The sequence below is a fragment of the Streptomyces sp. SA15 genome, assembly GCF_002291145.1.
In the GTDB taxonomy this organism is placed as follows: Bacteria; Actinomycetota; Actinomycetes; order Streptomycetales; family Streptomycetaceae; genus Streptomyces.
Genome location: NZ_NTGE01000036.1, coordinates 62,505 through 76,957, shown reverse-complemented (window position 1 = coordinate 76,957; position 14,453 = coordinate 62,505). Strand labels below are relative to the sequence as shown.

The 14,453-nt window shown below is 72.7% G+C and carries 11 protein-coding genes and 1 pseudogene; 3 read left to right on the top strand and 9 right to left on the bottom strand.

What is annotated here, in order from left to right:
- The 5 genes and pseudogenes from CLM62_RS52630 to CLM62_RS05980 form a co-directional block, all read right to left on the bottom strand.
- Positions 1–758, bottom strand: a pseudogene (locus tag CLM62_RS52630) (SWIM zinc finger family protein); the annotation flags it as partial.
- A 1,445-nt stretch (positions 759–2,203) separates the two neighbouring features.
- Positions 2,204–5,104 (bottom strand): DEAD/DEAH box helicase, encoded by a 2,901-nt coding sequence (locus CLM62_RS05995; RefSeq protein ID WP_257003684.1) that lies wholly within the window; start codon positions 5,102–5,104, stop codon positions 2,204–2,206.
- Between the two features lie 200 nt (positions 5,105–5,304).
- On the bottom strand, positions 5,305–5,880 hold the full coding sequence (locus CLM62_RS05990; protein ID WP_095748810.1) for a sugar kinase: 576 nt from the start codon (positions 5,878–5,880) through the stop codon (positions 5,305–5,307).
- Complete coding sequence (locus tag CLM62_RS05985) at positions 5,877–7,025, bottom strand: ROK family glucokinase (RefSeq protein ID WP_095748809.1); 1,149 nt, start codon at positions 7,023–7,025, stop codon at positions 5,877–5,879. The genes CLM62_RS05990 and CLM62_RS05985 overlap by 4 nt, the downstream gene beginning before the upstream one ends.
- 218 nt (positions 7,026–7,243) lie before the next feature.
- Entirely contained in the window at positions 7,244–7,981 is a 738-nt protein-coding gene (locus tag CLM62_RS05980) for a GntR family transcriptional regulator (RefSeq protein ID WP_095748818.1), read from the bottom strand.
- A gap of 129 nt (positions 7,982–8,110) precedes the next feature.
- On the opposite strand from CLM62_RS05980, the gene CLM62_RS05975 reads away from it, so the two are divergent.
- Positions 8,111–9,133 carry a Gfo/Idh/MocA family oxidoreductase gene (locus CLM62_RS05975; RefSeq protein WP_095748808.1) on the top strand — a complete coding sequence of 341 codons (1,023 nt, stop codon included), beginning with the start codon at positions 8,111–8,113 and terminating at the stop codon, positions 9,131–9,133.
- A gap of 31 nt (positions 9,134–9,164) precedes the next feature.
- Here CLM62_RS05975 and CLM62_RS05970 read toward each other — a convergent pair whose 3' ends face one another.
- The 3 genes from CLM62_RS05970 to CLM62_RS05960 all read right to left on the bottom strand — a co-directional run bounded on the left by CLM62_RS05970 (position 9,165) and on the right by CLM62_RS05960 (position 12,563).
- The gene (locus CLM62_RS05970) at positions 9,165–10,349 is read right to left on the bottom strand and encodes a cytochrome P450 (RefSeq protein ID WP_095748807.1); all 1,185 of its coding nucleotides are present in this window, start codon (positions 10,347–10,349) and stop codon (positions 9,165–9,167) included.
- A gap of 63 nt (positions 10,350–10,412) precedes the next feature.
- Positions 10,413–11,093, bottom strand: a complete 681-nt coding sequence (locus CLM62_RS05965) for a response regulator transcription factor (RefSeq protein ID WP_095748806.1) — start codon at positions 11,091–11,093, stop codon at positions 10,413–10,415.
- Between the two features lie 198 nt (positions 11,094–11,291).
- Positions 11,292–12,563 (bottom strand): sensor histidine kinase, encoded by a 1,272-nt coding sequence (locus CLM62_RS05960; RefSeq protein WP_095748805.1) that lies wholly within the window; start codon positions 12,561–12,563, stop codon positions 11,292–11,294.
- Between the two features lie 171 nt (positions 12,564–12,734).
- Between CLM62_RS05960 and CLM62_RS05955 the strand changes: the two genes are divergently transcribed.
- Both CLM62_RS05955 and CLM62_RS05950 read left to right on the top strand, forming a co-directional pair.
- Positions 12,735–12,935: a hypothetical protein gene (locus tag CLM62_RS05955; protein ID WP_095748817.1), complete on the top strand. Its 201-nt coding sequence runs from the start codon at positions 12,735–12,737 to the stop codon at positions 12,933–12,935.
- Between the two features lie 137 nt (positions 12,936–13,072).
- Positions 13,073–13,468 carry a ribonuclease domain-containing protein gene (locus CLM62_RS05950; protein WP_095748804.1) on the top strand — a complete coding sequence of 132 codons (396 nt, stop codon included), beginning with the start codon at positions 13,073–13,075 and terminating at the stop codon, positions 13,466–13,468.
- Between the two features lie 315 nt (positions 13,469–13,783).
- Here the strand turns inward: CLM62_RS05950 and CLM62_RS05945 are convergent, their stop codons facing one another.
- Positions 13,784–14,407 (bottom strand): dihydrofolate reductase family protein, encoded by a 624-nt coding sequence (locus CLM62_RS05945; RefSeq protein ID WP_095748803.1) that lies wholly within the window; start codon positions 14,405–14,407, stop codon positions 13,784–13,786.
- Positions 14,408–14,453: the final 46 nt, after the last annotated feature.

Sequence of the window (14,453 nt, the reverse complement as noted above, 5' to 3'; positions counted from 1 at the left end):
ACCGGGGGCTGCTCGGGATGCGGGGGCGGGGGCAGGGGTGCCGGAAGGGGCGGGAGTTCACGGGGCGCGAGGGCGTCCGTGGCGCGGACGCCGGGCAACTGCGTCGGCCCCTGTTCCTGGGCGGCGCGGGCCGCGCGGGTGGCACTGAGGCGGGACAGCGCGTCGAGCAGGTCGCGTTCGCCGCGGCCGCGCAGCAGGAGCAGGACGAAGGGGTCTGCGTCGAGCAGGCGTGCGGTCTGGTAGCAGAGGGCCGCGGCGTGCTTGCAGGGATGGCCGCGGTCGGGGCAGCTGCAGTGCGGTTCGAGCTCGCCGGGGCCGGGGAGCAGACGGACTCCACACTCGGCGAGGGAGTGGGGCATCTCCTTGTCCAGGAGCGCGGCGATGTGCCCGGGCCGATCGGCGGCGCTGTCCAGGAACCGCGCCCAGTCGGCGTCGTCGAGCGTGCGCAGCCGGACCTGCACGCGGTACGGCCTGGGGCGGCTCCCCTGGACGTAGGCCAGGACGAGCCCGGGCGTCACGGTGATGGCGTCCACGTGCCCCTGCTCGGCGTAACTCCGCCCGCGTGCAAGCCGCTTGGCGTCCAACGCGCCCTCCTCCAACGCCGCCACCCACGCGTTCCCCCACCACGTCGCCGCGAACCCGGCGTCTGACGTCCGGGGAGGGAAGGCGGGGAAGGTACGGCGCAGTTCGCTGTCGCGGCCGGGGGCTGCCATGGAGTGAGGGACACGGGGGGTGGCCGGTGGGTCAGGGGTGGGACTCGCCGTGCCGTAGCGGGTCGATTGAGCCGATGTGGGCCTCGCCGTGGCGGTCGGCTGGGTGTTGGGTGGGGTGTCTGCCGTGGGTTCGTCGGATGCGGTCATGTCGTCAGTCGACGTCGGCCTGCCCGGCCTGTCGTTGTCGTTCCGGCTCCATGCCCGGTACTCCGCGGCAGGGTCGGTCTCTGGTGCGGTCCGCCCCTCCCCCGGCAAGTCCGCCGCGCCGGGCACACGGAGGGCTCCGGCGCTTGAGGGCGAGACGTCACCCGAACTCCGGCTGCCCGGACCACCGTTGGCGGCCCCACCCCGCGCCAGGCGCTCCACCGCAGGATCGACCTCTGATCCGGCCCCCTCCTCCGGCAACTCCGCCGCGGCAGGCATACGGAGGGCTCCGGCGCTTGAGGGCGAGACGTCACCCGAACTCCGGCTGCCCGGACCACCGTTGGCGGCCCCACCCCGCGCCAGTCGCTCCACCGCAGGATCGACCTCTGATCCGGCCCCCTCCTCCGGCAGCTCCGCCGCGGCAGGCATACGGAAGGCCTCGGCGAGCAACTCCCGTACGTCACGCGCCCTGGCGTCGGCCGCGTGGCCTCGCGCACGGCCGGTGTCCCTCGAAGGGGGCCGAGCCTGTCGGCCCGACCGACGCGGGCGCTCTGCTTCCTCTCCCTTGGCGTCCTCCCGACCCCGGCGGCCTTCGCCGCGAGCGGCGCGCAGCGCTTCGCGCGCGACATCCGCGGGGCGCCCGCCCCGCCGGTCGGCCTCGCCGCCCCGTGCCGTCGCATCAGAGCCCGCTGCCTGGCCCACTTTGCCCGCGTTGCCCCTGGGCTGGTCGGCCGATACCTCCCGTACGCCGTCGGAAGCGGCCGCCGACGCGCCCGGACCCGCATCGCCCGAACTGTCCCGCTCGATGTCGGAATGGCCCGCCTCGCGCAACCGGCCCGACCCAACGCCAGAACGTCCCGCCTCACCGAACCCATCCGACCCAACACCAGGACGAACCGCCTCACCGGACCCGCTCGACCCGACACCGAGACGACCCGCCTCACCGGACCCGCTCGACCCGACACCGAGACGACCCGCCTCATCCGACCCGCCCGACCCGACGCCGGGACGACTCGCCTCATCCGACCCGCCCGAACCAATTCCGGGACGACCCTCCTCACCCGGCCCACCCCCATGAGCCGTGCGTCCCCTCACAACCTCGTCGGCGTCCGTGTCAGGCCCCGTGCCGTCGTTGATGCCCGCGTCCGTCGCCCGGCCGCCAACCCCGCGCTCCCGCGCCTCCCGCAGCGCCGCACGCGCCACGTCGGCCGGTCGGGCCTCGTGTCCCGTGGGCTTCTGGGGCGCCGCCCGGTCCGTGTCAGGGGGGTCGGACGCTCCTGTCCCCCGGCCTCCGCGCTCCCGCGCCTCCCGCAGCGCCCGGCGGGCCTCGTCGGCGGGGCGGGGGGTCACGATGTCCTCCGGAGGGAGACCAGGTCGGAGAGTTCGCGGTCCGTCAGTTCTGTGAGGGCCGACTCTCCGGAGCCCAGGATCGCGTCGGCGAGGGCGCGCTTGGACTCCAGCATCTCGGCGATGCGGTCCTCGACCGTGCCCTCGGTGATCAGGCGGTGGACCTGGACCGGCTGGGTCTGGCCGATGCGGTAGGCGCGGTCGGTGGCCTGTTCCTCGACGGCCGGGTTCCACCAGCGGTCGAAGTGGACGACGTGGCCCGCGCGGGTGAGGTTCAGGCCCGTGCCGGCCGCCTTCAGCGACAGGACGAGGACCGGTGTCGCTCCGCTCTGGAAGCGGTCCACCATGCGTTCGCGCTCCGGCACCGGCGTGCCGCCGTGAAGGAGGTCCACCGGGACCGCGCGGGCGGCCAGGTGGGAGGTGATCAGACGGGCCATCCCCACGTACTGCGTGAAGACGAGCGCCGAGCCGTCCTCGGCCAGCAGGGTGTCCAACAGCTCGTCGAGCAGGGCCAGTTTGCCGGAACGGACGGCGAGTCGGTCGCCGGCCGTCGGCGGGACGTCCTCCTTCAGGTACAGCGCGGGGTGGTCGCAGATCTGCTTCAGCGCACCCAGCAACTTCAGCACCAGGCCCCGGCGGGCGATGCCCTCCGCCGTCTCGATCGTCAGCATCGACTCGCGCACCACCGCCTCGTAGAGCGCGGCCTGTTCACGGGTGAGCGGGACCGGGTGGTCCGTCTCGGTCTTGGGCGGCAGTTCCGGGACGATTCCGGGGTCGGACTTCTTGCGGCGCAGCAGGAAGGGGCGGACCAGACGGGCGAGCCGGGTCACCGCCTCCTCGTCCTCGCCGTTCTCCACCGCGCGCGCGTGGCGGGCGCGGAAGGACTTCAGGGGGCCCAGGAGTCCGGGTGTCGTCCAGTCGAGGAGGGCCCAGAGTTCGGAGAGGTTGTTCTCGACGGGTGTGCCGGTGAGGGCCACGCGCGCGGGGGACGGGATGGTGCGCAGAGCCCTCGCCGTCGCCGAGTACGGGTTCTTGACGTGCTGTGCCTCGTCGGCGACGACCATGCCCCACGGCTGCTGGGCGAGCGTGGGCGCCGCCGACCTCATGGTGCCGTACGTCGTCAGGACGAAGCCGCCGTCGAGGTCGGCCAGGGTGCGGTCCGGGCCGTGGAAGCGGCGGACGGGGACGCCGGGTGCGAAGCGGGTGATCTCGCGCTGCCAATTGCCGAGCAGGGAGGCCGGGCAGATGACGAGGGTGGGTTCGCTGCGGGCCCGGCGCAGGTGCAGCGCGATGACGGTGATCGTCTTGCCGAGCCCCATGTCGTCGGCGAGGCAGCCGCCGAGGCCGAGGGTGGTCATCAGGTCCAGCCAGGCCAGGCCCCGGAGTTGGTAGTCGCGCAGGGTGGCGCGCAGGCCGGGTGGTGGCTCGGCGGGCCGCACTCCGGCCGTCAGACGGTCGCGCAGGGTGGCCAGGGCGCCGACCGGGACCGCCTCGACCGTCTCGCCGTCGACCTCCGCGCTGCCGGTGAGGGCGACGGACAGCGCGTCGACCGGGTCGAGCAGGCCCAGTTCGCGCTTGCGGGCCTTGCGGACGAGGGCCGGGTCGACCAGCACCCACTGGTCCCGCAGGCGCACGACCGGGCGGTGGGCCTCGGCGAGCGCGTCCATCTCGGCCTCGCTCAGCGGGTCGCCGCCGAGCGCCAACTGCCAGCGGAACTGGAGCAGTTGCTCGCTCTCGAAGAAGCCGGTGCCGTCGGTCGCCGAGCCCGGCGCGGGCCGGACCACCGCGGCCGCGGTCAGGTCCTGTGCCAGGTCGCGGGGCCAGTGCACGGCGACTCCCGCCGCCGCGAGCCGCGTCGCCGCGACCCCGAGCAGGTCGCCCAACTCCTCGTCGGACAGGGCCAGTACGTCGGGCACGTCCTGCTCGGAGAGCCGGTCGAGGGGCGGCCAGACGCGAGCCGCACGGCGCACGGCGAGGGCCGCGTCCACGCGCGCTCGGGGACCGAACGCCGCTTCCGCGTCACCCGCCCACAGAGCCGCCGCGTCGGCCACGAGGGTGGGGTCGGCGAGGCTGTGCACCTGGACGACGGCCGCGCCCGCACGGTGCACGACGTCGTCACCGTCGGCGTCGAAGAGGTCGTGCGCCGACAGGTCCAGGCGGAGCGAGATCCGCACGCCCGCGTCCATGCCGGCGGCGACCTCCGCGGCCCAGTCGTGTGCGGCGGGCAGCCGCTGGGGCTCACGCGCGGCGAAGGGCCTCCCGGAGGCGTACGGAGCGGCCGGGGTGCGGGGCAGGGTGTCGGCGACCGCGTCCAGGAAGGAGCGCATGAGCGCTTCCGGTTCGGGCAGCCGGAGCGGGCCCGGGCCGGGCAGCGGGACCGCGTGTCCCTCGTACGGCAGGGCGGCCGCGACCGCGCGCAGGTGCGCGATGTCGTCCGGCTCCAGGGGCCCGGCCCGCCAGGCGTCGTGGCCGGAGGCCGTCAGGCCCGGCAGCAGGCGGCCACGGGCGGTGAGCCGCAGGGCGTGCAGCGCGGCCGCTCCCCAGCAGGCGGTGGCCGGGTGGGCGGCCGGGTCGCGCCGGGCACGGACGAGCAGCGGCAGGGCCTCGCCCAGGGGGAGCGACAGTGCGGGGGTGGTCCTGCGGCGTACTCCGGCACCATGGCGTCGTACGACAGTGAGGTCGGTGGGAGCGGCGGGCAGCGGTCCGCCCTCCGGATCCCAGAAGGCCATCCGCCCCTCGCGCGGGACGGGCCCGGGCAGGAACACGGCCGCGAGTCGGACGGGGACGGACTCCGCCGCTCCCCCGGTGGCCGCCGCTTCCCCGGTGGCCACCGCTCCCCCGGTGGCGGGCGCTCGTCCGGTCGCGCCGATTCGCTCGGCCACCGCACCCCTGTCGCTCATACGTCCTGTCACCTCCCGCCCGTGTGTCGGATCATCCGTCTTCGACTCTACGGGCGGGGTCTGACAATCGGCCCCCGCGACCGGCTGGAGCCCGGCGGCTAGGCCCTGTCGTCAAATTCCCGTCGTCCGCCCGAAGGGCGGGCCGCGCGGCGTCAGGTGCGTGCTCTCGGCGTGCCGGGCCCTGACCCACACGACAGGGCCTAGGGAACCGTGCGCGAGACGACGTACACCATGGGGCTGGCCGGGTTGGCCAGGTTCACGACGATGTCCTGGGTGGGCGCCGGGTTCTTCTGTCTGTGGACCAGCCCCGACCACGGGCCGGGTCCGGTGAACTTCCAGCCGGTGACGCTCCGGTCGCGGGCGCCGATCGTGAGGTCGCCCTGCTCGAGGTCGTCGCGGTTGACGCCCACGCCCGTGAGGAAGGCGTCCAGGCCGGCGTCAGTCGTCCGGAACTGGACGTAAAGGCGGCTGGTCTTCCAGTTGTTGGTCTCGTAGTACGCGACCTGGTCGGCCGGGTGCGGGATCGGGACCTGGTAGAGGCGGCGCTGGACCCTGGACGGCCAGGCGGCGGTCAGGCCGGTCGCCGAGTACTTCTTCTCCTTGTCCTTGCCGCTGTCGCGGCTCTGGTTGGCGGAGATCACCAGGTAGCCGGCCGGCACACCGATGAGCAGCACGATGATGAGCAGGGTGAGCGCCCTGCGGCGGATCATGTGACGCCGGTCCTCGGCCGGCGGCTCGTCCGGTGGCGCGGCCTCGCGCGGCAGCGAGGCGGTCACGCGGAGTCCCGGGTCGTACGGCGGGCCTCCGCGTACCGCGCATAGCGCTCGTAGCGCTCCACCCGGCGCCGGTTGGCGCGGCGGAAGCGGCGGGCGACGAGACGGGCGAGGTCCGCGGCGCCGACCATGCCCGCCTCGGGGCCGAGCTGGGCGCGGGCGATACGGGCCTCGGGGCGGTAGCCGCGGCCGGTCAGGTTGCGCCGGAAGGCGTCTCGCGCGGGGCCGATGAGCAGGTCGTCGGCGGCCGAGACGCCGCCGCCGATCACGAAGCAGGAGGGGTCGAGCGCGGCGGCCAGGTTGGCGATGCCGACGCCGAGCCACTGGCCGATGTCCTGGAGCAGCTCGATGCACATCGCGTCGCCGTCGCGGGCCAGCTCAGTGATCATCGGGCCGGTGATGTCGCCGATGTTGCCCTTGACGTGCTCGATGATTCCGTACGCCACCGGGGAGTCGGCCGCGGCGAGCTCGCGCGCCTCCCGGACCAGCGCGTTGCCCGAGCTGTACTGCTCCCAGCAGCCGCGGTTGCCGCACGGACAGCGGTGGCCGCCGGGGACGACCTGCATATGGCCGAACTCGCCCGCGACGCCGTACTTGCCGCGCTTGACCTGGCCGTCCTCCAGGATCGCGCCGCCGATGCCGGTGCCCAGCGTGATCATGACCAGGTGGTCCTCGCCGCGTCCGGCGCCGAAGCGCCACTCGGCCCAGGCGGCGGAGTTGGCGTCGTTGTCGACCAGGACGGGGACGGCGAGGCGTCCGGCGAGGCGGTCCCGGAGGGGCTCGTTGCGCCAGGACAGGTGGGGCGCGAACAGCACGCGGTTGCGGTCGGCGTCGACCCAGCCGGCCGCGCCGATGCCGACGGCGTGCACGTCGTGCCGGTCGGACAGGTCCAGGACCAGTTCGACGATGGTGTCCTCGACGACTTTGGGGCTCTTGGACTTGTCCGGGGTCTCCGTGCGGAGCTTCTCCAGGATGTTGCCGTCGGCGTCGACGACGCCCGCCATCACCTTCGTGCCGCCGATGTCGATGCCGACGGTCGGCACGCGGGGTGCGGTCAGATGCGAGCGGCGCTCCCTTGTACCCACCGTGCGGAGCGCTGGCGCGCGGCGGGAGCCGATGGGGGCGCTGAAGTTGCCGTAGGTGCTCATCAAGGCCCGATTCTGCCTCACGCTCACACTGGGTGCCGAACGCGGGAGCAAAGGGGCGGTTGTTGCGAATTGCCGGGCATGGGTGCGTTTGGGGCTGGTCGCGGCCACGCGGCGGAGCCGCGCTTCGATACAGCCCCGCGCCCCTTAGGACCGCTGCAGCGCGAGTCGGTCGCATTGTCCTGACATGTTGACGAACCGCGCCCGACCCGCGCGGGCGATCAGGGCCGTACAAGCAGCTGGAACTCGAAGGAGTAGCGGGTGGGGCGGTACGTATGGGTGCCGTACTCCACCGCGCGGCCGGTGTCGTCGAACGTCGTGCGCTGCATGGTGAGCAGTGGGGCACCCTCCTCCTCGGCGAGCCGCTCGGCCTCGTCGGCGGTGGCCGCGCGGGCGCCGATGGACTGGCGGGCGCTGTGCAGCGTGATCCCCGCGGCGCGCATCATGCGGTACAGGCCGGTGGACTCAAGCTGCTCCGTATCCAGGTCGAGCAGTCCCGGCGGCAGGTAGTTGCACAGGTACGCCATCGGCTCGCCGTGCGCGAGGCGCAGCCGCTCCACGCGGTGTACGTCGCTGTCCTCGGGCACGGCGAGCGCGGCCGCGATCTCGGCGGGAGCCGGGACGACGGTGTTGACCAGGACCTTGGTGGCGGGGCGCTGGCCGGCCGCCTCCAGGTCGTCGTACAGGCTGCTGAGCTCCAGCGGGCGCTTGACCTGACTGTGCACGACCTGGGTGCCGACGCCGCGGCGACGCACGAGCAGGCCCTTGTCGACGAGCGACTGGATGGCCTGGCGGACGGTGGGCCGGGACAGGCCGAGACGGGCGGCGAGTTCGATCTCGTTGCCCAGCAGGCTGCCGGGGGTGAGCGCGCCGTGCTCGATCGCCGCTTCGAGCTGCTGGGACAGCTGGAAGTACAACGGCACCGGGCTGCTCCGGTCGACACTGAGCTCGAGCGTCACGGTCGGGTCCACTTCTGGTTTCGGCACGGGCAGAGCGTAGCTCCGTGACGGGTTGACGGGAAGTTGTGTAGTTCGATTGTCCGGACATATGCATTGACAGCGTGCCTGGTCCGGCCGCAGTTTGGTCCCATGCGCATCGGAGTCATCGGTACGGGCCGCATCGGCACCATCCATGCGAACACCCTCAGTCGGCACCGCGAGGTCGGCTCCCTGATCCTCACGGACGCGGACCCCGCGCGGGCCCAGGAACTGGCACATCGGCTGGGTGAGACGGCGGCGCCGGGGGTGGACGAGATCTACACGTGGGGCGTGGACGCCGTGGTGATCACGACGGCGACGTCGGCGCACGCCGAACTGATCGGTCGGGCAGCACGCTCGGGGCTTCCCGTGTTCTGCGAGAAGCCGATCGCCCTCGACCTGCCGGGCACGCTGCACGCGCTCGCCGAGGTAGAGGCGGCCGGCACGGTCCTGCAGATGGGGTTCCAGCGCCGCTTCGACGCGGGCTACACGGGCGCGCGCGAGGCGGTGCGGTCGGGGCGGCTCGGGCGGCTGCACACCGTGCGGGCCCTGACCTCCGACCAGGCTCCGCCGTCGGCCGCCCGCCTGGCGCTGTCCGGGGGCCTGTACCGGGACACCCTGATCCACGACTTCGACATCCTGCGCTGGGTGACGGGGCACGAGGTCGTCGATGTGTACGCGGCCGGGTCCGACACCGGACCGGCGATGTTCCGCGAGGCGGGCGACGTCGACACGGGCGCGGCGCTGCTCACCCTCGACGACGGGACGCTCGCCACGGTCACGGCGACGCGGCTGAACGGGGCGGGCTACGACGTCCGTATGGAGCTGGCCGGGGAGCTGGACCAGATCGTCGTCGGCCTGGACGACCGTACGCCGATCGCGTCCACCGAGCCGACGGGGCCGCCGGCGGCGGACAAGCCGTGGACGGGCTTCCTGGAGCGGTTCGGGCCTGCCTACGAGGCTGAGCTGGCCGCGTTTGTGGAGGTCGTGCGGGGTGAGCGGGCCAATCCGTGCGACGGGCGGGAGGCGTTGCAGGCGCTGCGGATCGCCGAGGCCTGTGAGGTGTCGCGGCGCGAGCGAAGACCAGTGCGGCTCGGGGAGATTGCCGGGGGCGCCGGAGCGGCGGTGATGTGAAGGGGCTTGACGCCGAGAACACACGGCGGTCCTACCACCGCACCGGCAAGCTCCGCAGCCCCCGTATCAGCATGCCCGGGAGCCAGTCGCCCGATGGGCCGTCGAGGGTGAGGGCGGGAGCGCGCTCCAGTAGTGAACGGATCGCCGTGCGGGCCTCGAGGCGGGCCAGCGGGGCTCCGAGGCAGTAGTGGATGCCGTGACCGAAGGCGACGTGGCCGCCGGTGTCGCGGCGGATGTCGAAGCGGTCCGGGGCGGGGTAGCGGGCGGCGTCGCGGTCGGCCGCGGTGAGGCCGATCATCACCGGGTCGCCCTTCTCGACGGGGGTGCCGGCGATCTCCAGGGGCTCGGCGGCGTACCGGAAGGTCGCGTTCTCCACCGGGCCCTCATAGCGCAGTATCTCCTCCACCGCGCCGTCGACGAGGGTCATGTCCGCGCGCAGGGCGGCGAGTTGGTCGGGGTGGGTGAGCAGGGCGTGGACGCCGCTGGTGATGAGGTTGACGGTCGTCTCGTGACCGGCGATCAGCAGGACGAAGGCCATGCCGCGCAGTTCCTGCGGGGAGAGCCGGTCGCCGTCCTCGGCGGTCGTGCGGACCAGGTCGCCGAGCAGGTCGTCGGTCGGTCCGGCGCACCGCTTGTCCTCGATCAGCTCGGTGAGGTACTCGGCGAGCCGCACGACGGCGTCGTAATTGCTCTGGGAGCTGATGGGTGCGACCACTTCCGTCGACAGCTTCCGGAACTCCGTGCGGTCCATCTCGGGTACGCCGAGGAGCTCGCAGATCACGGTGATCGGCAGCTGGTAGGCGAACGACTCGACCAGGTCGGCGCGGCCGAGCGGCAGCATCGCGTCGAGCAGGTCGTCGGTGATCTCCTGGATCCTCGGTCGCAGCGCCTCCACCCGGCGCATGGTGAAGGCGCGGGAGACGAGCCCGCGCAGACGGGTGTGTTCGGGCGGATCGGTGAGCAGCAGATAGCGGCCGATCAGCTCCTCGTCGAGAAACGTCACTCCGATCCTGCTGCCGTCCTTGGACAGCCGGGGATCGGCGAGCGCCGCGCGCGCCTCCTTGTGCCCGACGACGAGCCAGGTCCAGTAGTCGCCGTCGGAGCCGGGCGGCCGCACGCGGTGCACCGGGCCGAGGGCGCGCAGCTTCGCGTACACGGGATGCGGATCCGTGCGGAACGCGTCGCCGAACTCCCCGAGATCGATCACCTCTGCCATGCCACTCCCCCTCGTCCGACCCGTTCGCACCGACAACGGCCGGGGGCGCCGACTAGTGCCCGCCTAGGGCCCATCCTCCTCCGCTTCCTCCAGAAGTCCCGCGTCGTACACCAACAGGGCGATCTGCACCCGGTTGCTGAGGTCCAGCTTGGCCAGGATGCGGGAGACGTGGGTCTTGACCGTGGCGACGCTCATGAACAGCGTGGCGGCGATCTCGGCGTTGGACAGGCCCCGGCCGGCCGCGACGGCGACCTCGCGTTCGCGGTCGTTGAGCGTGGCGATCCGGGCACGCGCGCGCGTGCGGCGCGTGTCGGCGGCGGTGCCGGCCGCGTGTTCCATCAACTGGCGCGTGACCGCGGGCGACAGGACGGGGTCGCCGGCCGCGACCCGGCGCACAGCGTCGAGGATCTCGGCGGGCGGGGTGTCCTTCAGGACGAATCCGGCGGCGCCCGCGCGCAACGCGCGCAGCACCTGTTCGTCCGCGTGGAAGGTGGTCAGCACCACGACCTGCGGGGCCTCGGCCCGGCCGCGCAGCCGCTCGGTGGCGGTCAAACCGTCCACCGACGGCATCCGGATGTCCATCAGGACGACGTCCGGGCGGGTGCGGTCGACGAGCGCCTCGACCTGGTCGCCGTCGCCGGCCTCGCCGACGATCCGGATGTCGTCGGCGCCGCCCAGCATCAGGGCCAGGCCGGCCCGAACCAGCGGGTCGTCGTCGACGAGGAGCACTCTGATCGCGGTCATGGGCCCTACGTAATCACGGTAGTGCGGCCCGAGTTGGCGGACCGCGGCTGGTCATGGCTGGTCACGGCTGGTCACAGTGGCGGACGGTGTCGGGGCGTCTGCTCAGCGCCTCGCGGGGCAGCGGGTGACGCCGGGGGCGGCTGACGCCGGGTTCAAACGGCGCGGATGTCCGCCGGCACAGGTTCAGTCGGCACAGGTTCAGTCGGCAGGCGTCCCCCACGGCAGCCAGGCCCGCACCCGGAACCCCCCGTCCTGGTCCGGCCCGTGCTCCAGTCGGCCCCCGGCCAGCGTGGCCCGTTCGGCCAGTCCGATCAGTCCCTGGCCGGAGCCGGGGACGTGGGGGACCTCGCCGTCGGGTGGAGGGTTGCGCACGGACACGGTCAGGCCCTCGCCCGGGGCGCCGGTGACGGACACCGTGACCTCCGCGCCGGGGGCGTGCTTGCGGGCGTTGGTCAGGCCTTCCTGGGCGATGCGGTAGGCGGTGCGGCCGACCGAGGCGGGGACGGCGGCGGCGTCGGTGACACGGCTGTCCAGGGTGACCTTCATGCCGGCCGCGCGGGACTCGGCGACCAGCCCGTCCAGCGCGGCGAGCGTCGGCTGGGGGCGGCCCGCGTCGTCGGGCTCGGCCGCGCGCAGGACGCCGATGATCTCCCGCAGGTCCTGCAGGGCCTCGTGCGCGCTCTCCCGGATGACGCCGGCCGCCCGGGCGACCTCCTCACGGGGCGCGTCCGGCCGGAACTCCAGGGCGCCCGCGTGCACGCTCAGCAGGGTCAGCCGGTGCGCGAGCACGTCGTGCATCTCGCGGGCGATCGCCTCGCGGGCGAGCCGCTGCGCCTGCTCCGCGCGCAGCCGCGCCTCCGTCTCGGCGCGCCGGGCACGGTCGCGCAGACTCAGCATGAGCTGCCGCTTGGACCGTACGAACATGCCCCAGCCGACCACGGCCGCGATCAGCAGCACCAACACGATGACCGAGACGACGTACGGCACGTCGGGGTCGGGGCGCATCCAGAAGTAGAACGGGATCGTCGCCATGTTGATGCCGCCCACCCAGGCCACGTACCGGAAGGGGCGGTGCACGGCCAGCGTGAACAGGGCGATCACGCACGCGCCGCCCGCGGTGTCCGAGACCAGCCCGAGGGGGATCGTCGCCACGGCCAGCCCGACCGGCCAGCGGCGGCGCAGCCACACCGCGGCACAGGCGAGCGCACCGAGCCACTGGTCGACGACGGCGAGGGCGTGCGGCACGTGCGGGTTGGCGGTCACGGCGTCCGCTCCGACCAGGCCGACGAGAACGGCCAGCACGAAGCAGGAGAAGTCCACGATCCAGTCGCGCGCGGTGCGCCGGGGCCGCCGTCCGGGCCGCCCGGCGTCGGGGTCGAGCTCGTGGAGCACGGCCGACGGAAACAGCCACCGGGGCCCCGCGAACGTCGGCGGAACCTGCGCCGGCTTGTCTCCACTCACGGTCGACAAATCTACGCAGTGTCGGCCCGCCTCACCTCCATGCGGGCGGCATCACCGACCAAAGTCGCACGGCCGCAGACTTTCGGCGCCGCCGGCCGGGAGGGATCAAGGACTTCCGTCGGACGTGCCTCGCCCCCCGGCCGATGCGTGTGGGGGGTCGACGGGGCGAGGGTCTTTCCCATGAAGCAGTTTCTGGAGCTACTCGGTTTCCTCGCCTTGGTGCAGGGCGCGATGGGCCTGATCCACGAGTTCACCGACTGGCACATCGGCCTCGTCCAGCGGATGGGCTTCCTCGACGGCTATGAGATCTACGCCAGCGTCACCCTGATCGTGCTGGCGATCGCGCTGTTCGCCGTGGCCGAGAGCCAGAAGTCCGGCTGAGCTCGGAGGTCCGGCTGAGAGCGCTTCGCGGGGATACCGAGTCTGAGGTTAACTTCCCGAAAACTCATCGGACTTGACGGCAAATTCTGCTGACTTGACATTGACATGCCATTATCTACGCGCGTCATCATGACGTCATGAGATTCCCCCCACGAATCACTCGCATCGGCGCCGCAGCCGCCGTCCTGTCCGCCCTCCTTGTGGGCGGCACCGTCACCGCCAACGCCGCGGACACCTCCGTCACGGCGGTCGGCAGCATCTGTCACAGCGACCTGCCCTCCCAGGCGTACGACACCCTCGACCTGATCGCGTCGGGCGGCCCCTTCCCCTACCCGCAGGACGGCACCGTCTTCCAGAACCGGGAAGGCATCCTGCCCAGCCAGTCCTCGGGCTACTACCACGAGTACACGGTCAAGACCCCCGGCTCCTCCACGCGCGGTGCCCGCCGCATCGTTACCGGTGAGGAATACCAGGAGGACTACTACACCGCGGACCACTACGCCTCGTTCGACCTCATCGACTACGACTGCTGAGGTTCTGAGCGCACTGCGCGACCGGCTGGAGGTCCACTCCGCGTTCCACCGGGCCTCCGGCTCTGCGCAGCGGCGAACAACGCGAATGCCGGCCTCGACAGGGCGACCCATGTCTCCCGTGAAGACCCTCGCCCCGCGGACCCCCCACGCATCGGCCGCGGGGCGAGACATGGTCGACCACCGCCGCAGTCCCGGCGGTTACGCCTCAGCTGAACTCGACCCGTGGCCCGTCGCCGGCCGGCAACGGGCCACCAGGAGTGTGACCGGCAACACACGCGGACTGCGCGGCGGCTCGCGGCGACCCCATGGGGAATGTCAGCCTTCGGGGAGCTCGTACGAGCCGTACTCCGGGCGGCCCGCCAGGTCGTACGACTGGATGGAGACGCCCGCCGCGGTGATACGTCCGCCGGTGTGCCGGAAGGCGGTCGGCGGCGCCCCCTCGGCGAACAGGCGGCGGCCGGCGCCCAGCACGACCGGGAAGGTCAGCAGGTGGACGGTGTCGATCAGGTCGAGCGCCAGCAGGGACTGGGCCAGGGCGCCGCTGCCGTGCACCTGGAGCTCGCCGTCGGTGCGCTCCTTGAGGTCGGTGACCTCTTTGGCGAGGTCGCCGCCGATCACCGTGGTGTTGGACCAGTCCGGGTCGGTGAGAGTGGTGGAGGCGACGTACTTCGGCAGGGCGTTGAGGTTCGAGGCGACCGGGTCGCCCGGGTCGGTGATCTTGGGCCAGTACGAGGCGAAGATCTGGTACGTACGGCGGCCGAGGAGGAAGGCTCCGACGCGGCCGAAGACCTCGTTGATGAACCGGCCGAAGTCGTCGTCTCCGTACGGAACGCTCCAGCCGCCCTGCTCGAAGCCGTCGCGGGTGTCCTCCCTGGGGCCGCCGGGGGCCTGGTAGACGCCGTCGAGGGTGACGAAGGAGGTGAGGACCAGCTTGCCCATGGCGATGCCTTCTCTCTGGTGGTGGGGTCTGCTGTCATCAGGGCAG